Below are 19,680 nucleotides of genomic sequence, written 5' to 3' on the forward strand. Positions count from 1 at the left end.
CTCGTGCGCATGCCCACCTCTCCCACCCGGACTCTGGGCGCGACCGTGCGCCGGTCCGGGCTTCCCGAGGACGTGTGGGCGATGTCGGGCGTCGCCCTGTGCGTCGCGCTCGGCTTCGGGGTGGTGGCGCCGGCAATCCCTCTGTTCGCCACCCAGTTCGGTGTCGACGCGACCGCCGCGGGAGCGGTGGTCTCGGCGTTCGCGTTGCTGCGGCTGCTCTCGGGTCCGGTCGCGGGCCGACTGGTGGACCGGGTCGGTGAGCGTGTCGGGCTGATGCTCGGTCTCGTCGTGGTCGCGGTCTCGAGCCTGCTGGCCGGGCTGTCCCAGACGTACCCGCAGCTGCTGGTGCTGCGCGGCGTCGGCGGTGTCGGGTCGGCCGTCTTCGGAGTCGCAGCGGTCAGTCTGGTCCTCAAGGTCGCGACCGCCAGCAACCGTGGCCAGGCGATGAGTGTCTACCGCTCCGGGTTCCTGGTCGGCGGCATCGTCGGTCCGGCCGTGGGCGGGGCTGCACTGGGCATCTCGCTGCGTGCCCCGTTCTTCCTCTACGCCGGGACCCTCGTGCTGGCCGCCGTGGTCGCGATGGTCTACGTCGGCCGCTCGGAGCGCGCCCGCGCGGTGCTGGCCGAGGACCCGGTGCCGGAGCCGGCCGCCACCGACCAGCAGGCGGACGAGGATGGACCGGGCCTGCGCGCGCTGCTGGCCACCCGGGAGTACCAGGCCGCACTGGTCACCAACCTCGCGGTGGGTCTGGCGGTCTTCGGGGTGCGCAGCGCGGTGGTTCCGCTCTTCCTCGTTCACGGCCTGCACACGTCGACGTTCTGGGTGGCGATCGCCTTCCTGGTCTCGACCCTCGTGCAGACGGCGCTGATGTTGCCCGCCGGCCGCTGGTCCGACAGCGCCGGACGACGCCCCGCGCTGCTTGCGGGCGCGCTCGGCTCCGCCGTCGGAATGGCCCTGCTGGCGATCAGCGGCTCCCTCCTCGTGGCCATGCTCGCGATGGCCGTCTTCGGTGCCGGCTCCGCATTCCTCGGCAGCGTCCCAGCCGCGCTCGTCGGCGACGTCGCCGGCCGGCGAAGCGGCACCGTCGTGGCGGTGTTCAACATGGCCAGTGACCTGGGCGCGGTGGTGGGGCCGGTCCTGGCCGGCTGGCTGGTCGACCACGGCTCCTTCGCCACCGCGTTCTGGCTCGGCGCCGGGGTGATCGCACTGGCCGGTGTGCTGGGCCTCCGCCTCCCGGGCCGATCCGTGGTCAGTTGACCTGGCGGTCGCGGCCCTCCCAGTACGGCGCGCGCAGCTTGAACTTCTGCAGCTTGCCGGTCGCCGTACGCGCCAGTGCGTCGCGGAACTCGACCGACGTAGGCGCCTTGTATCCGGCGACCTTGGACTTGCAGTACTTGATCAGCTCGTCCTCGGTGAGGGCCGAGCCCGGGGTCTTCACGACCAGCGCCTTGATCGTCTCGCCCCACTTCTCATCGGGCACCCCGATCACCGCGACCTCGGCGACGTCGGGATGGGAGAAGATCACGTCCTCGACCTCGATCGAGGAGACGTTCTCGCCGCCGGTGATGATCACGTCCTTCTTGCGGTCCTGGATGGTCAGGTAGCCGTCGTTCCCGATGAAGCCGCCGTCGCCGGTGTGGAACCAGTCGTCCGCCAGGCACCGCGCAGACTCCTCGGGTTGCCGCCAGTACCCCTCGAGGACGACGTTCGAGCGGGCAAGCACCTCGCCCTCGGGGTCGACCTTGAGGGTGACGCCGATCGCGGGCATCCCTGCACGGACCAGCCTGGTGGCGCGCTCCTCGGCAGAGAGGTCGTCCCACTCGGCGCGGGTGTGGTTGACGGTCAACAGCGGGGATGTCTCGGTCAGGCCATAGATCTGCATGAACTCCCAACCGAGCTCCTCCTCGACCCGCGCGATCGTCTTGGACGGCGGCGGCGCGCCGGCGACGATGATCCGCACCCGGTCGCGGCCGGGGATCTCTCCCTTCCACGTCTGCGCGGCGTCGAGGACGGCGGCCACCACGGCGGGTGCGGCACACATGACGGTGACGCCGTACTTCTCCACCCGACGCAGGATCTCGGCGCCGTCGACCTTGCGCAGCACGACGTGTGCCGCGCCCATACCGGTCATCGCGAACGGCATCCCCCAACCGTTGGCGTGGAACATCGGCAGCGTGTGCAGGTAGACGTCCCGGTCGGTGACCCGCGCGTGCAGCGCGAACGTGACCGCGTTGACCCAGATGTTGCGGTGCGTGATCTGGACGCCCTTGGGTCGGGCGGTCGTACCCGAGGTGTAGTTGATCGTGGCGGTGGCGTTCTCGTCGGGCGCCCACGGCTGCGGGTCGACGCCCTCGGCGTAGAGATCGTCGTCCTCGCCGAGCACGAACTTGTGCTCGCACTGCACCCCGGCCAGGGTGTCCTTCAGCTCGGGGTCGACGTAAAGCACCCGCGCGCCGGAGTGCTCGACGATGTAGGAGACCTCGTCCGGCGAGAGCCGGAAATTGATCGGCACCAGGACCCGGCCGTAGCCGGACACGCCGAAGAACGCCGTGTAGAGCCGGGCGCTGTTGTGCGAGACGAAGGCGACCCGCTCACCCACGCCGATGCCGAGCGCGTCGTGTCGGGCCGCCATCGCACGGGCCAGCTCACCGACCCGCGCATAGCTGAGCTCGCCGAGCGACGGGGCCGGCTGGTCGGGCTCGTCGACGATCCCGGTGCGCTCGGCGTACACCGCCAGGGCCCGGTCGAGGAAGTCGGAAGCAGAGAACGGAACGATCACGGGATGTGGCCTCTCTCACAGATCGGGTGGGACCAATCTAGCGAGCGCGCGGCGGTGGGTGCTGAGGGGATCGAACCCCCGACATCTTCCTTGTAAGGGAAGCGCTCTACCGCTGAGCTAAGCACCCGGGAGCCCGCTGCCGAGCGAGCCCGGCACAGACTACGCACGGACCCGCGCACGGGGCAAAGAGAAGTCGCGATCGCTGGCGTCTCGGGTCACCAGCGATCGCGACATCAGAAGTGTGACCCATCGCCAGGGCGATTTCCACTCCCGGAGCCAAAAATGGCCCGAAGGGACTATGCCTCGGGACTTTGTGCCCTACGGAGCTGCTCGGCTTGGACATCGAGGTCGCGAGCCTCTCCCGGCTCGTTGTGCAGCGCGAACGAGATCCGGCCGCTCCGGTCGACGACGTAGGACGACCGTCGCGGTCCCCCGGTGCGCTCGTCGAGCACGCCGTACGCCGAGGCCACTGCACCGTGCGGCCAGAAGTCCGAGAGCAGCGGGAAGAACAACGCGTCCCGGTCCGCGAACGCCCGCTGGCTGAACAGCGGGTCGCAGGAGATCGCGAGCACGGTCGAGGTGTCGGTCTCGAAGTCGCCGAGTCGATCCCGGAAGCCGGTCAGCTCGCCGGTGCACACGCCGCTGAACGCGAAGGGATAGAACACCAGCAGCACGGCCTTGCTCCCGGCGTACGACGACAGGGTGACGGCCTGGCCGTGCTGGTCGCGCAGGGTGAAGTCGGGGGCTTCGGAGCCGATCTCGAGGAACACGCGGCGAGCCTATCCGTGGGCGGGCAGACTCAGTCCTCGGGCGACCAGTCGACGAGCTCGCGCTTGAGCACCTTGCCGGTCGCGTTGCGGGGCAGCTCGGGCAGGAAGACGAACTCGCGGGGCACCTTGTAGCGGGCCAGGTTGTCCTTGATCCAGGTCTTCAGGGTGTCCTCGTCGGGCTCGGTGCCGTCGGCCAGCACCACGAACGCGCGCAGCCGCTTGCCGAAGTCGGGGTCGTCGACGCCGACCGCAGCCGCCTCCACCACGGCCTCGTGGCGGGTGAGGCAGTCCTCGACCTCCTTGGGGAAGACGTTCTCCCCGCCGGAGACGATCATCTCGTCGTCACGGCCCTCGACGAACAGCCGACCCTCCTCGTCCATCCGGCCGATGTCGCCGGTGGACATCAGACCGTCGATGAACTGCTTGTGGCCGCCTCCGGTGTAGCCGCCGAACAGCATGGAGTTGCCCACGAAGATCCGCCCCGGCGAGCCGACCGGCGCCTCCTGGTCGTGCTCGTCGTAGATCCGGACCACCGTGTTCGGCGGCGGCTTGCCGGCCGTGCCGGGGGCTGCGCGCATGTCCTGGGGCTGCGCGATCGTGGCCCACGCGACCTCGGTCGACCCATAGGTGTTGTAGAGGTTGTCGCCGAAGGTGTCCATCCACTCGGTGGCCAGGTCGCCGGGCAGGGCCGAGCCGGACGCTGCCACCACCCGGAGCTGCGTGTAGTCGCCCGCACGCTGCTCCTCGGGGAGCCGGAGCATCCGCTGGAGCATGACGGGGATGACGACCAGGCCCTCGCAGTCGTGCTCGTCGAGGGTCGCGAGGCAGTCGGCCGGGTCGAAGCGACGGCGCAGCACGATGGTGCTGCCCAGCAGCATCGCAAGGTTCAGGTGCGCCCAGCCCCAGGTGTGGAAGACCGGCGCCGCGATGTGCACGGTGTCGCCGCTGCGGAACGGCATCCGCGACAGCAGCGCGACCGCGCCGTCGAGGCCGGCCTCGGACCGCGGCGCTCCCTTGGGGGTCCCGGTGGTGCCGGAGGTCAGGATCACCGGCCGGCTCAGCCGGCCGCTCGGTCGGCGGGGCGCGCCCGAACCGGAGGCGATCAGGGCCTCGACCTTGTCGCGGTCGACCTCGCCGTCGCTCCACGCGAGGATCCGGTGCATCTCGACGCCGGAACGGTCGATGAGCCCCTCGAACTCCTCGTCGTAGATGACCGCCGTTGGCTGCTCTCGTGCGCAGACCTCGCCGAGCTGCGGGGCGGCGAAGGAGGTGTTCAGGTAGAGGATGTCCGCCCCGAGCTTGGCCAGCGCCGTCGAGACCTCGAGGAAGTAGCGGTGGTTGCGACACAGGACCGCGACGCTGTCGCCCTCGGCGACACCGGAGCGGGACAGCGCGTCGGCCAGCGCGTTGGTACGGGCGTCGACCTCGGCCCACGTCAGGGTGCCGAGCTCGTCGATCAGGGCGGCCTGGTCGCCGTTGAGCAGCCGCATCGCGGTGATGCCACCGGCGAAGCCCATCCCCCAGTCCTTCAGCGCCTTGCCGACCTGGGCCAGCCGGACCGGGTTGTGGGGCCGGACCACACCTGCCCTGCTCATCGTCATCACCATGACCACCTGGCGCCGAGCCTGGGCGACGGCGAGCCGAGCAGTCCTCTGTGCGAGCTCGGTCAGCATGCTGACTCCTTGCGCTAGCGGGTCTTGGGCGCGACGAGTCGCGTGGCCGTCCAGTCCTGGCACGCCGGGATCGTCGTGGTGGTGCTGAGGCCGGCCACCGGCGCCGCCTCGGTGATCTCGGCAGGATCGACCGCGCCCGGTCGTCCGATCTTCGGGGTCAGCAGCCATATCGCGCCGCCGCCGACGAGATCGGTCAGCGAGTCGACGAGCGCGTCGACCAGGTCTCCGTCAGCTTTGCGCCACCACAGCATCACCGCGTCGACCACGTCACCGTGGTCCCCGTCGACAAGATCGGCGTCGATCGCGTCCTCGATCGCGACCCGCAGCTCGTCGTCGACGTCCTCATCCCAGCCCAGCTCCTGGACGGTCATCCCGGGCCTGAGCCCCATCCGGTCACTGATCCGGACGTCCGCACCGCCTGCGGTCGCGTTCACGCCTGTTCCTCGCCTTCTGCTGGGACTGTGGTGACGCAAGTTCAGCGGAGTCGCAGGTCGAGCGCAACCCCGCTCCCCCGCCGTCCTCACTGCGAGACGCCCGTGCCACCCTGCTGTGGTGATCGTGCTCGCCGTCCACCGCGACGAACGGCACCGGTTCAGCAAGGCCCCGGCGGACCGGATCCGGCTGCTCGCCGGGCTCGGCGTGGAGGGCGACGCTCACCTCGGGACAACCGTGCAGCATCGATCCCGGGTCGCCCGTGACCCGTCGCAGCCCAACCTGCGTCAGGTCCACCTGCTGCACGGCGAACTGCTCGCCGAGCTTGCGGAGCAGGGGTACGACGTACCGCCGGGGGGACTCGGCGAGAACGTCACCACTCGGGGCGTGGACCTGCTCTCCCTGCCGACCGGTGCCCGGTTGCACCTCGGCGCGCAGGCGATCGTCGAGGTCACCGGCCTGCGCAATCCCTGTTGGCAGATCGACGCCTACCGCAAGGGAGTCCTGGCCCGGGTGGTCGGACGCGGTGCCGACGGCTCGGTGGTGCGTCGGGCAGGAGTGATGGGGGTCGTGATCGAGGGCGGCGTGGTGCATCCCGGCGACCCACTCGGGGTTGTGCTCCCGGACAGTCCCGCTGCACCGCTGGCCCCCGTCTGACAGCCCGGTGCCGAGCAGGTCCGGACCTACTGGGCAGTAGATTCCGCAGGCTGGTTCCGCGTGGGACGATGCAGGAGTGACGACCTCGCAAGACGCAACCAACCACGAGCCGGCCCCGCAGATCCCACCCGTGATCCACGAAGGCCTGCCCACCCAGCTGCCGGACATCGATCCTGACGAGACCAACGACTGGATCGACTCCTTCGACGCCATGGTCGCCGACCGTGGCCGCGATCGAGCGCGCTATGTGATGCTGCGCCTGCTCGAGCGGGCGCGGGAGAAGCAGGTCGGCGTGCCCGCGCTGCGGAGCACCGACTACATCAACACCATCCCGCCCGAGCGCGAGCCCTGGTTCCCCGGCGACGAGGACATCGAGCGCCGGATCCGGTCGTTCATCCGCTGGAACGCCGCGGTGATGGTCTCCGACGCCAACCGCAAGGGCCTGGAGGTCGGCGGTCACATCGCCACCTATCAGTCCAGCGCCAGCCTCTACGAGGTCGGCTTCAACCACTTCTTCCGCGGTCGGAGCCACCCCGGCGGCGGTGACCAGATCTACATCCAGGGCCACGCCTCCCCCGGCATCTACGCCCGCGCGTTCCTCGAGGGCCGGATGACCGAGGAGCAGCTCCTCTACTTCCGCCAAGAGGTGCAGCACGGGGTCGGACGCGGGCTGTCGTCCTACCCCCACCCGCGGCTGATGCCGGACTTCTGGGAGTTCCCGACCGTCTCGATGGGCCTGACCGCGATGAACGCGATCTACCAGGCCCGGTTCAACCGCTATCTGCAGAACCGCGGCATCAAGGACACCAGCCAGCAGCGCGTGTGGGCGTTCCTGGGCGACGGCGAGATGGGCGAGCCGGAGAGCCTCGGCGCGATCGGCCTGCCCGCGCGCGAGGAGCTGGACAACCTCACGTTCGTCATCAACTGCAACCTCCAGCAGCTCGACGGGCCCGTGCGCGGCAGCGGCAAGATCATCCAGGAGCTGGAGTCGATCTTCCGCGGCGCCGGATGGAACGTCATCAAGGTGCTGTGGGGCCGCGAGTGGGACGAGCTGCTCGCCCGCGACGTCGACGGTGTCCTGGTCAACCAGATGAACAAGACACCGGATGGTGCGTTCCAGACCTTCTCGGTCGAGGACGGCGCCTACAACCGCGAGCACTTCTTCGGCCCCGACCCGAGGCTGCGGAAGATGGTCGAGCACATGAGCGATCGGCAGATCGAGAAGCTGCCGCGCGGCGGCCACGACTATCGCAAGGTCTACACCGCCTTCGACGCGGCGACCAAGCACGTCGGGCAGCCGACGGTGATCCTCGCCCACACCATCAAGGGCTGGACGATCGACGCCCTCGAGGGCAAGAACGCCACCCACCAGATGAAGAAGCTCAACAAGGACGACCTGAAGAAGTTCCGCGACCGGCTGTACCTCCCGATCAGCGACAAGGAGATCGAGTCGCGGTACGACGCCGACCACACCGCGCCGTTCTTCCACCCCGGGATGGACTCCCCCGAGATCGAGTACATGCTCGAGCGGCGCCGCCAGCTGGGCGGATTCATCCCCGAGCGCAAGGTCGACAGCAGGATCCTCAAGCTGCCCGGCGACGCGGTCTACTCCGAGCTCAAACAGGGCTCGGGCAAGAACAAGATCGCCACGACCATGGCGCTGGTCCGGCTGGTCAAGGACTGGATGAAGGACCCGGAGATCGGTCCGCGGATCGTGCCGATCGCCCCCGACGAGTTCCGAACCTTCGGGATGGACTCGATGTTCCCGAGCGCGAAGATCTACAACCCGCACGGTCAGACCTACGAGTCCGTCGACCGCAAGCTGCTGCTGAAGTGGCGGGAGGCCAAGGACGGCCAGATGCTGCACGAGGGCATCTCGGAGGCGGGTGCGATGTCGTCGGCGATCGCCGCGGGCTCGGCGTACTCGACCCACGGCGAGCCGATGATCCCGTTCTACATCTTCTACTCGATGTTCGGGTTCCAGCGCACCGGTGACTTCATCTGGGCGATGGCCGACCAGCTCGCGCGCGGCTTCCTGATCGGCGCCACCGCCGGGCGCACCACCCTCACCGGCGAGGGCCTCCAGCACGCCGACGGCCACTCCCCGCTGCTCGCGGCCACCAACCCAGCGGTCGTGCACTACGACCCCGCACACGCCCACGAGATCTCGCACATCATGCAGGACGGGCTGCGCCGGATGTACGGCAGCAGCGAGGAGTTCCCACACGGCGAGGACGTCATCTACTACCTGACCGTCTACAACGAGCCGGTCAGCCAGCCCAAGGAGCCCGACGACATCGACGTCGAGGGACTGCTCAAGGGCATCTACCGGTTCGCAGCGAGCGATCGGACGGAGGGCCCGCGGGTCCAGCTGCTCGCATCCGGAGTCGCCTTCCCTTGGATCGTCGAGGCCCAGCAGCTGCTCGCCGAGGACTGGGGAGTCGCTGCCGACCTATGGTCGGTGACGTCGTGGAACGAGCTCGCCCGCGACGCGGTCGACACCGAGCGGCTGGCGCTGCGCAATCCCGACGCGCCGGCGCGCCAGCCCTACGTGACCGGCAAGCTCGACGGCGTCGAGGGCCCGATCGTCGCGGTGACCGACTTCATGCGCGCCGTACCCCTGCAGATCGCACGCTGGGTGCCGGGTGACTTCCACGTGCTCGGAACCGACGGCTTCGGCTTCGCAGACACCCGGCCCGCCGCCCGACGGTTCTTCAACGTCGACGCCCAGAGCGTGGTCGTCCAGGTCCTCGCGGCACTCGCCGAACGTGGCGAGATCAAGCACGACAAGGTCATGGACGCGTTCACCAAGTATCGGATCGATGACCCGACCGCCGTCTCGGGCATCGCCCAGGAGGGTGGCGATGCCTGATCGCTCCGATCAGCGGCCGTTGGCGCGCCGGAGCGACTGGATGCTCGGTGTGCGCCGGGGGGCGTGGGCCTACCTGCTGGGCGCGGTGCTGCTGCTGGTGATGATCCCGGCGGTCGACGATCTGCGGGCGCTGCTGCGCACCCTCGGCGTCGTGTCGCTGGCCCTCGGCGTGGTGATCACCCTGGCCACGGTGTTCCTGCGCGTCGGGCCCGAGCAGCGCAGCTAGGCGGACGGATCACCGCTGCTGGGCGCGCCGCAGCGGACGGACCGCTGCGACCGGCCCATCACCGGCTGCAGCGCCGGCCAGGGGCGCGGTGGGGCCGTTGCGAAGCAACGTGCGCCAGCGTCCCCGGTGGTACGTCGCCGGCTCGGTGTGCCGAATGAACTCGCGCACGACCTTGACGAAGCGCTCGGGGTGGTCCTTGTGCGGGAAGTGGCCGGAGTTCGGGAAGATCTCGACCACGGCACCTGGCGCGATGGCCGCGACGTTCTCGGCGTGCCGGACAGGCAGCACCATGTCCTCGGTACCCCAGACGATCAGCATCGGCATCGCCTGGGTGAGGTAGGCCCGGTCGACCATGCTGACGATCTGACCCCGCAGGTCGATGACCGTGCGGACGACGTGCCTGATCGCGGCCCGCGCATGGGGGTCCTTGAACGACTCGTAGATGTCCGCGATCTCGGCGAGGTCCCGCGTCGCCGGGTTGCCGGTGCGGCTCAGCCCGTGCAGCACGGCCTTGCCGGCATGCCGCACACCGGGCAGCGTCACCAGGCCCAGCGCCTGGTGCGCGCCCGGGATCGTGAGAGCGCGAATCAGCGGGGTGACCTCCGGCCCGAGCCCACCGGGCGCGACCAGGATGAGCCGCTCGGTGCGCTCGGGGAACTGGTAGGCGAACTGCATCGCGACGCCGCCGCCGAGGCTGTGCCCGACGACGGTTACCTTGTCGACGCCCAGCACTGTGCACAGGTCCCGCATCCCGTTCGCGAAGGCGCCGATCGAGTAGTCGGCCCGGGGCTTGGCGCTCAGCCCGTGCCCGAGCATGTCCGGAGCGATCACGGTGTGCGTCCTGGCCAGATGGCGGATGACGGGGAGCCAGGTGGTGTGGTCGCAGCCCAGACCGTGCAGCAGCAGGATGACCGGAGCGGTTCCGCCCCGGTGGCCGCCCTTGCGCTCCGTCGGGCCGACCTTGACGAAGGCCCGCGCATGACCGTGGATGGTGACCCGCTGCACCTCGATCGGTGCTCCCGCAGTGCTGGCCATGGCCGCTCCCTCCGCACCTCAACCCCGAACAGTCCTCGCAGATTCAAGCAGAACTCGTTCCAGATCGTCGCCCATGACCCTTGTTCTTCTGGGTTTTCTCGCGCCGAAAAGGGCGCCCGTGGTGCTGATGTTGCTGGTGTGACGAGTGGGCGTGTCGCCGACCATGCGCCGGACTCCGTACAGTCGCACCGTGGCCACCTCCGCCCGCAGCCGAGCACAGATCACCCAGCGGCTCACCCGCGCTGCCGGGTCGCTGAGCAGCGCGGCCCTGGCCCGGATGGAGCATGACCTGCCGTGGGTCCGTCAGCTGCCTGCCGAGGACCGGTCGTGGATCGGGCTGATCGTCCAGGCGGGCATCAAGTCGTTCATCGACTGGTACCGCAGCACCCTGGGCAACGCCCGGGTCAGCGCCGAGGTGTTCGGCGTCGCGCCCCGTGACCTTGCGACCGAGATCAGCTTCGAGCAGACCGTCGCGCTCGTGCGTCTCTCGATCAGCGTGGTCGACGAGCACCTCGACGACGTCCTGGGCGATGCGGACGCCCACGAGGTGCGCGCAGTGCTCAACAGCTACGCGCGCGAGCTCGCCTTCGCCACCGCCGAGGTCTATGCCCGCGCCGCCGAGCAGCGCGGCGCCTGGGACGCCCGGCTCGAGGCCCTGGTGGTCGACGCCGTGCTGCGCGGGTCCGACAACGGCGACGACGACCTGGTCTCGCGGGCCAGCGCACTCGGCTGGCGTGGAGGCGGGCGGGTGGTCGTGACCGTCGGTGGTCTCGGATCGGAGTCAGCGATCGACAGCGTCCGCCGGTTCGCCCATGACCACAAGCTCGACTGCCTGTGCGCCGTCCAGGGCAAGCGCTTGGTCGTGGTCCTCGGCGGCGTCGGGCCCGACGGCCGTCCTGTGGCACGACTGGCCGACTCGTTCGCCCCTGGCCCGGTGGTGATCGGTCCGGTTGTGCCGGGTCTCGGTGACGCCCGTCGCTCGGCCGAGGCCGCCCTGTCCGGCCTGCGCGCCGTACCGGGCTGGGTGGATGCGCCCCGACCGGTGGCCGCCGACGACCTCCTTGCCGAGCGCGCCCTGGACGGAGACGCCGAGGCGCGGGCCCAACTCGTCGAACAGGTGTACGCCGTCCTCGCGTCGGCGGGCGCCGTCATCCTCGACACCACGCGGGTCTACCTCGACAACGGCTCGTCGATCGAGGCGACGGCTCGCGCCTTGTTCGTGCACGCCAACACGGTTCGTTACCGGCTGCGCCGCGCCACCGAGCTGACCGGCCTCAACCCGATCGATCCTCGCGACGCCTACACGGTGCGTACGGCGCTCGTGCTGGGGCGGCTGCAGCGCGGGTCCGACGGAGGCCCCTGACGGCGCGCGGCGGGTCGAGCTCGACCCGCCGGATGTTGTAGGAACCCTACAAATTTTGCGGGGTGGTTTTCGTATGCGGTGGAGGAGCCTCCGCCGCCGTCCGACGGGCACAGTGGTGCATGTGCTGATCATCGTCGCTCCCGGACAAGGCGCCCAGACTCCCGGCTTCCTGCAGCCGTGGCTCGAGGATCCCGAGTTCGCGGCGCGACTGGACTGGCTCTCCGCGGTCGCCGGGATCGACTTGGCCCACTACGGCACGCACGCCGATGCCGAGGCCATCCGCGACACTGCCATCGCCCAGCCGTTGCTCGTCGGGGCCGGGCTCGTCGCAGCGCTGTCGCTGTTCCCGCACCCTGCCGACGCCTTCCGGCGCATCGGCGCGGTCGCTGGCCACAGCGTAGGTGAGATCACCGCGGCCGCGGGCGCGCGGGCCATCACCGCCGAGCAGGCGATGGTGCTGGTCCGCGAGCGGGGCAAGGCGATGGCTCACGCAGCCGCCGCCACCCCGACCGGCATGAGTGCGGTGCTGGGCGGTGACCGCGACGAGGTGATCGCGGCGATCGCCGCACACGGTCTGACCGCCGCGAACGTCAACGCAGCCGGGCAGGTCGTCGCCGCCGGAACCCTCGAGCAGCTCGCGTCCTTCGCGGATCAGCCGCCGGCGCGCGCCCGGGTCCGCCCGCTGCAGGTGGCCGGGGCGTTCCACACCGAGCACATGGCGCCCGCCGTCGGCGTGCTCGGCACCCTGGCCCGCGCGGTGTCCACCCACGACCCGCGCACCGCTCTCATCAGCAATGCCGACGGCCAGGTCGTCCACGACGGGCGCGAGGTCGTGCGCCGGATCGTCAGCCAGGTCAGCAACCCCGTCCGGTGGGACCTGTGCATGGAGACGATGCAGGACCTCGGGGTCACGGGTCTCCTGGAGATGCCGCCTGCCGGGACCCTGGTGGGGATCGCCAAGCGCGCGCTGCCCGGCGTTGAGACGTTCGCGCTGAGCACCCCGGACCAACTCGACGAGGCACGCATCTTCGTCGAGCGGCATGGCACACCATCGCCGATCGACACCTCGCCGACGTGGCGGATGCTGGTGGCGCCGGCGAAGGGCACGTTCGCGCGCAACGACGCCATGGAGGGCGACTCGCTGCAGCCCACCGCCGAGATCGGGACGATCACCAGCCTCCGCGACCGTACGCCGGTCGTCGCGCCGTACGGCGGCGTGATCGTCGAGTGGCTCGTCGAGGACGGCGACCTGGTCTCTCCGGGCCAGCCGCTGATCAGACTGCACCCCAAGGCGGTGGTCTCGTGAGCGGGCCTGTACCCGCCTTGGGCTTGCCCGAGGCGGTGAGCCTGTGAGCGCCCCCTCTCTGGACACCGTCCGGACGCTGCAGCCCAGCGCGGTGCTCGGTCTCGGTCTCTACCGCGCCAGCCGTGTCGTACCCAACGCCGATGTCGTCGAGGCGATCGACTCCAGCGACGAGTGGATCCAGCAGCGCTCCGGCATCGTCGAGCGTCGGTTCGCCACCCCGGAGGAGTCCGTGGTGGCGATGTCCGTGGGTGCTGCCCGCGAGGCCATCGACGACGCCGGCATCCAGCCCGGACAGATCGACGTGGTCATCGTCGCCACCGTCTCCCACCTGCTGCAGACCCCGTCCGCGGCAACGATGATCGCCCATGAGCTGGGCAGCACCGGCGCGGCCTTCGACATCTCGGCGGCCTGCGCCGGCTTCTGCCACGGCCTGGCGATCGCCTCGGACCTGGTCCGCGCCGGTTCGGCCCGGCACGTGCTGGTGATCGGTGTCGAGCGACTCTCCGACATCACCAGCCCGACCGACCGCGGCACCGCCTTCATCTTCAGCGACGGCGCCGGCGCGGCGGTGGTGGGACCTGCCGAGACCCAGGGCATCGGCCCGGTGGTCTGGGGCAGTGACGGCGGCAAGTACGACCTGATCCGACAGACCGAGGACTGGCGCGACGTGGTCGCCGTCGGCTCCACCACGATGCCGCACCTGGTGATGAAGGGTGCCGAGGTGTTCCGTTGGGCGGCCTTCGAGATGGCCAAGGTGGCCACCGAGACCCTGGAGCGCAGCGGGGTCCGACCCGAGGATCTCGACCTGTTCGTGCCCCACCAAGCCAACATGCGGATCACCGACGCGATGGCGCGCTCGATGAAGCTGCCGGACACGGTGCGGATCGCCCGCGACATCGCCCACCAGGGCAACGCCTCGGCCGCGTCGGTCCCGCTCGCGCTGCGTCAGCTCGTCCTGGACGGTGAAGCGCGGTCCGGCGATACCGCCCTCCTGATCGCGTTCGGCGCCGGACTCTCCTTCGCCGCCCAGGTGATCCGGATCCCCTAGACCGCCCGTGCGACCCGCACCGGGCACAGGCCATCCTGGCCACATCGCAGCACCATGAAACCGCCACCACCCACGAAGGGAACGCACCAGATGAGCACCGAAGAGATCCGCTCCGAGCTCGCCGAGATCGTCAACGAGGTCACCGGCATCCCCGCCGACGACGTCCAGCTGGAGAAGTCGTTCTCTGACGACCTCGACGTGGACTCGCTGTCGATGGTCGAGGTCGTGGTCGCCGCCGAGGAGAAGTTCTCGGTGACCATTCCCGACGACCAGGTCAAGAACCTGAAGACCGTCGGCGACGCGGTCAACTACATCGAGAAGGCACAGGCCGCCTGATCGTTCGTCCGACGATCCCGAGGGAGCGCACACCATGAGCCGCAGAAGAGTCGTAGTCACCGGGCTGGGCACCACCAGCCCGGTGGGCGGTGACGTCGCCAGCACTTGGGAGGCGCTGGTCGCAGGCCGGTCCGGCGTACGCCGCCTGGAGCAGGACTGGGCCGAGGCCTTGCCGGTGAAGATCGCCGCCTCGGCCGCGGTCGACCCGACCGACGTCCTCGAGCGGGTGCGGGCCCGCCGGCTCGACCGCTCCGCCCAGCTGGCGATGGTCGCTGCGATGGAGGCATGGGCCCACTCGGGACTGTCGGACGGTGGCGCTGATCCTGAGCGGCTCGGGGTTGCGGTCGCCTCAGGCATCGGCGGCGTGACCACGCTGCTGAGCAACTACGACGCGCTCAAGGAGAAGGGCCCGCGGCGGGTGTCCCCCCTGGCGGTCCCGATGCTGATGCCGAACGCCCCGGCGGCGAACATCAGCCTGTACGTCGGCGCCCGCGCCGGCGTCCACACGCCCGTCTCGGCCTGTGCCTCGGGCAACGAGGGGGTCGCCCTGGCGCTGGACCAGATCCGGCTCGGCCGGGCGGACGTGATGCTGGCAGGCGGCACCGAGGCGGCGATCCACCCGCTGCCGATGGCCGCGTTCGCCAACATGATGGCGCTGTCCAAGACCGCGAGCGGCGAGGACGGCGGCGACCCGACGACGGTCTCCCGCCCCTGGGACATCGGGCGGGACGGCTTCGTGCTGGGCGAGGGCGCCGGGGTGTTGGTTCTCGAGGAGCTCGAGCACGCGCAGGCCCGCGGCGCACGGATCTACGCCGAGGTGCTCGGCGCCGGGATCACGAACGACGCCCACGACATCGCTCAGCCCGACCCGGAGGGCCGCGGAGGCACGCGAGCCATCCAGCGCGCCCTCGAGGACGCCAGGATCGCCCCAGCGGACGTCGCTCACGTCAACGCGCACGCCACGTCGACACCCCAGGGGGACGTCGCCGAGGGCCTGATGATCCACGCCACGCTCGGCAAGCACGCCGACGAGGTCGTGGTCACCAGCACCAAGTCGATGACCGGGCACCTGCTCGGCGGCGCCGGCGCCCTGGAGTCGATCGCCACCGTGCTCGCGATCCATCACCGGATCTCGCCACCGACGATCAACCTCGACCACCTCGATCCTGCCGTCGAGCTGGACATCCCCACCACGGCACGCGAGCTGCGCAGCGGCGATATCGCGGCGCTGAACAACTCCTTCGGCTTCGGCGGCGCCAACGTCGCCGTCGCCTTCGGGAGCCCGTCATGACCCAGGCCCCCGAGAGGCCGGTCGCCAAGGCGCCCCGACTCGACGACCCCCGGCACCCGCTGAACCGGATGGGCGCCCTCTTCGACGATGGCACCCTTCAGACGCTCACCCCGGTCGACGACTCGGGAATGCTCGCCGCGATCGGGCACATCGACGGCTCGCCCGCGGTGGCCTTCTGCTCCGACCCCACCGTGATGGGCGGCGCGATGGGCGACCTGGGCTGCCGCGTCGTCGTGGAGGCCTACCAGCGTGCCCTGAACGACCGGATCCCGATCATCGGGCTGTGGCACTCCGGCGGTGCCCGACTGGCCGAGGGCGTGTTGTCGTTGCACGCGGTGGGCCAGATCTTCCATGCGATGACACGCGCGTCGGGGACGATCCCGCAGATCTCGGTCGTGCTCGGTCCGGCCGCCGGCGGCGCCGCCTACGGACCGGCGCTGACCGACGTGGTCATCCTCGGCCCCGAGGGCCGGATCTTCGTCACCGGCCCGGACGTGGTGCGCTCGGTCACCGGCGAGGACGTCGACATGCTCCGCCTCGGCGGACCCGAGCCGCACGGCCGGCGCTCCGGTGTCGTCCACGTGTTGACCGAGACCGAGGACGAGGCGATCCAGCGTGCGCGAGCGATCACGCACCTGCTCGGCACCCAGGGGACCTTGGACGTCGCAGCGGTCACGGACACCGACCTGGGCGCCCTGCTCCCGGAGTCGCACAAGCGCGCCTACGACGTACACCCGCTGGTCGAGGCGGTGCTCGACGAAGGCAGCGTGCAGGAGCTGCACACTCGCTGGGCGCCGAACATCGTCACCGCGCTGGGCCGCTTCGGGGGACGCACCGCCGGCGTCATCGCCAACAACCCGCTTCGTCTGGGCGGCTGCCTGGACTCGCTCTCGGCGGAGAAGGCCTCCCGGTTCGTGCGGATGTGCGATGCGTTCGGCATCCCGTTGATCGTGCTGGTCGACGTGCCCGGCTACCTGCCCGGCGTCGGCCAGGAGTGGGACGGGGTGGTGCGTCGCGGCGCGAAGCTGCTGCACGCCTTCGGTGAAGCCGTCGTCCCCCGCGTCACGGTGATCACCCGCAAGACGTACGGCGGCGCCTACATCGCGATGAACTCGCGCTCACTCGGGGCGACCCGGGTGTTCGCCTGGCCGGGCGCTGAGGTGGCGGTGATGGGCGCCGTGGCCGCGGTTCGGATCCTGCATCGGCGCAAGCTGGCCGAGGTCGCCCCGGAGATCCGCAGCCAGGTCGAGAACGAGCTGGCCGAGGAGCACACCCGCATCGCCGGTGGCATCGACAAGGCCCTCGAGATCGGCGTCGTCGACGAGGTCGTCGCGCCGGAGCACACCCGCTCGGTGATCGCAGCAGCCATCGCGGACTCGGGCCTGGTGACCCGCGGAGCGCACGGCAACATCCCGCTCTGACCCGCGGTCGGCTCGCTCAGACCACCTGGTGCAGCCAGCGCACGGGGGCGCCGTCGCCGGCATGCCGGAAGGCCTCGAGCTCGTCGTCCCAGGGCTTGCCCAGCAGCTTGTCGATCTCGACCGGGAGCGCGGCGTCGCCGAGCGAGGCCTTCAGCGCGGCCGCCTTGAGCCGGTCCTCGGGGATCATGATGTCTCCGTGCAGCCCGGTGACGGCGTGGAAGACACCGAGCTCGGGGGTGTAGGAGTAGCGAGCGCCCTCGCTGCTCGCGGTGGGCTCCTCGGTGATCTCGAAGCGCAGGTGGTTCCAGCCACGCAGCGCCGACGTCACGGCGGCGGCAGTGCCGGCCGGACCGGCCCAGAAGTACTCCGCTCGGTAGGTGCCGGCCTGGGCGGGCTGGGGCGTCCAGTCGAGGTTCACACCCACGCCGAGCACACCACCGGCGGCCCACTCCACGTGCGGGCACAGCGCAGACGGCGCCGAGTGGACGTAGAGGACGCCACGGGTCGCGATGCTGGTCATTCCAACCTCCTTGGACTTCGGCGTCGAGGTACGCCTTCCCCAGCGGTCTCGGCCTCGCGAAGTGGAGGTTGGTGTGACAGATGTGAACTTGTGATCCCATTGTGTACCACCACGGCGGCCATTTCCACTCCCGAACACCGAGATTTGTCTGGTTCGCCGGCCCCGGTGTGGATCGGGAGAGGCTCAGTGGAGCCGGCCCAGCTCCATCAGCGAGCCCAACACCTCCTCGGCGACGCCGAGTCCGCCGAGGTGAGACTCCCCCGGGATCGTCGTCAAGGTGGCGTCCGGCAGTCGCTCGACCATGTGCTCGCCATGAGCGTGCGGGATGATGTGGTCGGCGTCGCCGTGCCACCAGTGCACCGGCACCCGCACGTCCGCCGCCTCGAAGCCCCACGGCCGGGTGAAGAGCACCACGTCGGCGAGCGGCGCGCTGACCTGGAAGCGGGCGCCGTTGAGCAGGTCGTCGAGGAACATCGCCCGGAACTCCGGACGTGCCAGCAGCTCCTTGTCGCCGCGCGGCTGCATCGCGGCGTAGCCATCGAGCGCAGGCCCGGCCAGGGGACGGATCAGCCGGATCACCTGGGCCATCGCCACGCCGAGCGGCAGCCGCATCAGCGACAGCAGCGGCGCGGCGTACGGCGCCAGCGCGACCATCCCGCCGCGGACGGCGTCGGGCCCCTTGGTCGGCGCCACCCCGCCGAGCACCGCGACGCCGTGCACCCGCTCGGGCAGGGCGGCGCCCGCGGCGAGCGCGTAGGGCCCGCCCCCGGACAGTCCGATCACCCGCATCGTGTCGATGCCCAGCACATCGCAGAGGATCTCGAGATCCCCGGTCCAGTCGAGCACGTCGGGGTACAGGTGCGGCGTCGAGGACCCGATGCCGGGCCGGTCGACGCCGATGATGCGCAGGTCGTGGGCCTCGGCGTACGCACGGGCCTCGAGCGGAATCTGCCGGCGGGCACCGGGAGTGCCGTGCATCCAGATCACCGGGGCACCGTGCGGGGTGCCGAATTCTGCGAACGAGAGCCGCCGCTCGTCACGGACGGCGACGGAGCCCTCCAGCCTCGGCCGGGCCAGGTCGGTCATGGGCGGCAGTCTGACATAGAACGAGAACGTGTTTCAGTGCGGACCTGACTCAGGCGGTGCGTGCGCCGCGGACAGCGGCGGCGTCCACGACGTTGTCCGGGTCGAGCACCGCACCGAGCAGGTGACCGTCAGCGCTCACCCGCGGCCCGACGATCACCGTGGCCAGCACGATGGTGACGTTGTCGCGGCCGCCCGCGGCCAGCGCCGCGTCGAGCAGCACCTCCACCGCGTCGTCGTCGCCGTGACGCTCCAGCACAGTGGCGATCTGGTCCTCGTCCACCAGGTCGGTCAGCCCGTCGCTGGCGAGCAGCACCCGATCGTCGACCCGCAACGCCAGCGGCAGCACGTCCGCGTGACGGTCCGGGTCACCGTTGACGCTCCGGGTCACCACATTGCGCCACGGGTGCTCGGGGACGTCCTGCTCGTCGAGACGACCCTCATCGACGAGCTGGGCGACGAGGGTGTGGTCCCGCGTGATCCGGATGAGCTCCCCGTCGCGGTGCACGTAGCCCCGGGAGTCGCCCAGGTGCGCCAGCGCGAACCGCTCCCCGTTGGTCAGCACGGCGGTCAGGGTGGTAGCCATCCCCTCGCGGTCGGGGTCGGAGAGGACTCCGGCCCGGACCTGCTCCTGAGCCCGTGAGACCGCGTCGGTGAGCACCAGCGTGGGGTCCTCCTCACGACGGGCCATCGCGGTCGCGGACACGACGTACGTCGTGGTCGCCGAGGCCACCTCGCCGGCAGCGCCGCCCCCGACACCGTCGGCGACCAGCAGCAGGTCGGGGCTGTAGAAGGCTGCATCCTCGTTGTGCGGCCGCACCAGGCCACTGTGGGTGACACCCGTGCCCGACAGCCGCAGCATGACTCC

At 70.4% G+C, this 19,680-nt stretch carries 18 protein-coding genes and 1 tRNA gene; 10 read left to right on the top strand and 9 right to left on the bottom strand.

The window, feature by feature from the left end:
- Positions 1-9 precede the first annotated feature (9 nt).
- Positions 10-1,257: an MFS transporter gene (locus tag Q9R13_RS04210; RefSeq protein WP_310963830.1), complete on the top strand. Its 1,248-nt coding sequence runs from the start codon at positions 10-12 to the stop codon at positions 1,255-1,257.
- Here the strand turns inward: Q9R13_RS04210 and Q9R13_RS04215 are convergent.
- From Q9R13_RS04215 to Q9R13_RS04235, 5 genes are all read right to left on the bottom strand, one after another.
- Positions 1,250-2,779: an AMP-binding protein gene (locus Q9R13_RS04215; protein ID WP_310963831.1), complete on the bottom strand. Its 1,530-nt coding sequence runs from the start codon at positions 2,777-2,779 to the stop codon at positions 1,250-1,252. The two genes, Q9R13_RS04210 and Q9R13_RS04215, sit on opposite strands and share 8 nt — an antisense overlap.
- Positions 2,780-2,834: 55 nt before the next feature.
- Positions 2,835-2,906: transfer RNA gene (locus Q9R13_RS04220), tRNA-Val, on the bottom strand.
- A 169-nt stretch (positions 2,907-3,075) separates the two neighbouring features.
- Positions 3,076-3,549: a peroxiredoxin gene (locus Q9R13_RS04225; protein ID WP_310963832.1), complete on the bottom strand. Its 474-nt coding sequence runs from the start codon at positions 3,547-3,549 to the stop codon at positions 3,076-3,078.
- Positions 3,550-3,578: 29 nt separating this feature from the next.
- Entirely contained in the window at positions 3,579-5,222 is a 1,644-nt protein-coding gene (locus tag Q9R13_RS04230) for an AMP-binding protein (protein WP_310963833.1), read from the bottom strand.
- Between the two features lie 14 nt (positions 5,223-5,236).
- Positions 5,237-5,656: a DUF3052 domain-containing protein gene (locus tag Q9R13_RS04235; RefSeq protein ID WP_310963834.1), complete on the bottom strand. Its 420-nt coding sequence runs from the start codon at positions 5,654-5,656 to the stop codon at positions 5,237-5,239.
- Positions 5,657-5,774: 118 nt separating this feature from the next.
- On the opposite strand from Q9R13_RS04235, the gene Q9R13_RS04240 reads away from it, so the two are divergent.
- The 3 genes from Q9R13_RS04240 to Q9R13_RS04250 all read left to right on the top strand — a co-directional run bounded on the left by Q9R13_RS04240 (position 5,775) and on the right by Q9R13_RS04250 (position 9,409).
- Positions 5,775-6,311 carry an MOSC domain-containing protein gene (locus Q9R13_RS04240; protein ID WP_310963835.1) on the top strand — a complete coding sequence of 179 codons (537 nt, stop codon included), beginning with the start codon at positions 5,775-5,777 and terminating at the stop codon, positions 6,309-6,311.
- A 76-nt stretch (positions 6,312-6,387) separates the two neighbouring features.
- Positions 6,388-9,183, top strand: a complete 2,796-nt coding sequence (gene aceE, locus Q9R13_RS04245) for a pyruvate dehydrogenase (acetyl-transferring), homodimeric type (protein WP_310963836.1) — start codon at positions 6,388-6,390, stop codon at positions 9,181-9,183.
- Positions 9,176-9,409 (top strand): hypothetical protein, encoded by a 234-nt coding sequence (locus tag Q9R13_RS04250; RefSeq protein ID WP_310963837.1) that lies wholly within the window; start codon positions 9,176-9,178, stop codon positions 9,407-9,409. The genes aceE and Q9R13_RS04250 overlap by 8 nt, the downstream gene beginning before the upstream one ends.
- Before the next feature lie 9 nt (positions 9,410-9,418).
- Here the strand turns inward: Q9R13_RS04250 and Q9R13_RS04255 are convergent, their stop codons facing one another.
- Positions 9,419-10,444, bottom strand: a complete 1,026-nt coding sequence (locus Q9R13_RS04255; RefSeq protein WP_310963838.1) for an alpha/beta fold hydrolase — start codon at positions 10,442-10,444, stop codon at positions 9,419-9,421.
- Positions 10,445-10,634: 190 nt separating this feature from the next.
- Between Q9R13_RS04255 and Q9R13_RS04260 the strand changes: the two genes are divergently transcribed.
- The 6 genes from Q9R13_RS04260 (at position 10,635) to Q9R13_RS04285 (ending at position 17,209) form a co-directional block, all read left to right on the top strand.
- On the top strand, positions 10,635-11,807 hold the full coding sequence (locus Q9R13_RS04260) for a PucR family transcriptional regulator (RefSeq protein ID WP_310963839.1): 1,173 nt from the start codon (positions 10,635-10,637) through the stop codon (positions 11,805-11,807).
- 121 nt (positions 11,808-11,928) lie between these two features.
- Positions 11,929-13,113, top strand: coding sequence for an acyltransferase domain-containing protein (locus tag Q9R13_RS04265; RefSeq protein ID WP_310963841.1), 1,185 nt, complete (start codon positions 11,929-11,931; stop codon positions 13,111-13,113).
- A gap of 43 nt (positions 13,114-13,156) precedes the next feature.
- On the top strand, positions 13,157-14,161 hold the full coding sequence (locus Q9R13_RS04270; RefSeq protein WP_310963843.1) for a beta-ketoacyl-ACP synthase III: 1,005 nt from the start codon (positions 13,157-13,159) through the stop codon (positions 14,159-14,161).
- Positions 14,162-14,251: 90 nt separating this feature from the next.
- Positions 14,252-14,497 (top strand): acyl carrier protein, encoded by a 246-nt coding sequence (locus Q9R13_RS04275; protein ID WP_310963844.1) that lies wholly within the window; start codon positions 14,252-14,254, stop codon positions 14,495-14,497.
- A gap of 34 nt (positions 14,498-14,531) precedes the next feature.
- Entirely contained in the window at positions 14,532-15,788 is a 1,257-nt protein-coding gene (gene fabF / locus Q9R13_RS04280; RefSeq protein WP_310963845.1) for a beta-ketoacyl-ACP synthase II, read from the top strand.
- Entirely contained in the window at positions 15,785-17,209 is a 1,425-nt protein-coding gene (locus Q9R13_RS04285) for an acyl-CoA carboxylase subunit beta (RefSeq protein ID WP_310963847.1), read from the top strand. The genes fabF and Q9R13_RS04285 overlap by 4 nt, the downstream gene beginning before the upstream one ends.
- Positions 17,210-17,225: 16 nt before the next feature.
- On the opposite strand, the gene Q9R13_RS04290 is transcribed toward Q9R13_RS04285, so the two are convergent.
- The 3 genes from Q9R13_RS04290 to Q9R13_RS04300 form a co-directional block, all read right to left on the bottom strand.
- Positions 17,226-17,729, bottom strand: a complete 504-nt coding sequence (locus Q9R13_RS04290; RefSeq protein ID WP_458295163.1) for a DUF3145 domain-containing protein — start codon at positions 17,727-17,729, stop codon at positions 17,226-17,228.
- A 183-nt stretch (positions 17,730-17,912) separates the two neighbouring features.
- A complete protein-coding gene (locus tag Q9R13_RS04295) occupies positions 17,913-18,815 on the bottom strand; it encodes an alpha/beta fold hydrolase (protein ID WP_310963848.1) in 903 nt (300 codons plus the stop codon).
- Positions 18,816-18,864: 49 nt separating this feature from the next.
- Entirely contained in the window at positions 18,865-19,674 is an 810-nt protein-coding gene (locus Q9R13_RS04300) for a PP2C family protein-serine/threonine phosphatase (protein ID WP_310963850.1), read from the bottom strand.
- Between the last annotated feature and the right edge of the window lie 6 nt (positions 19,675-19,680).

This window comes from Nocardioides marmorisolisilvae (genome assembly GCF_031656915.1).
GTDB classification, from domain to species: Bacteria; Actinomycetota; Actinomycetes; order Propionibacteriales; family Nocardioidaceae; genus Marmoricola; species Marmoricola terrisoli.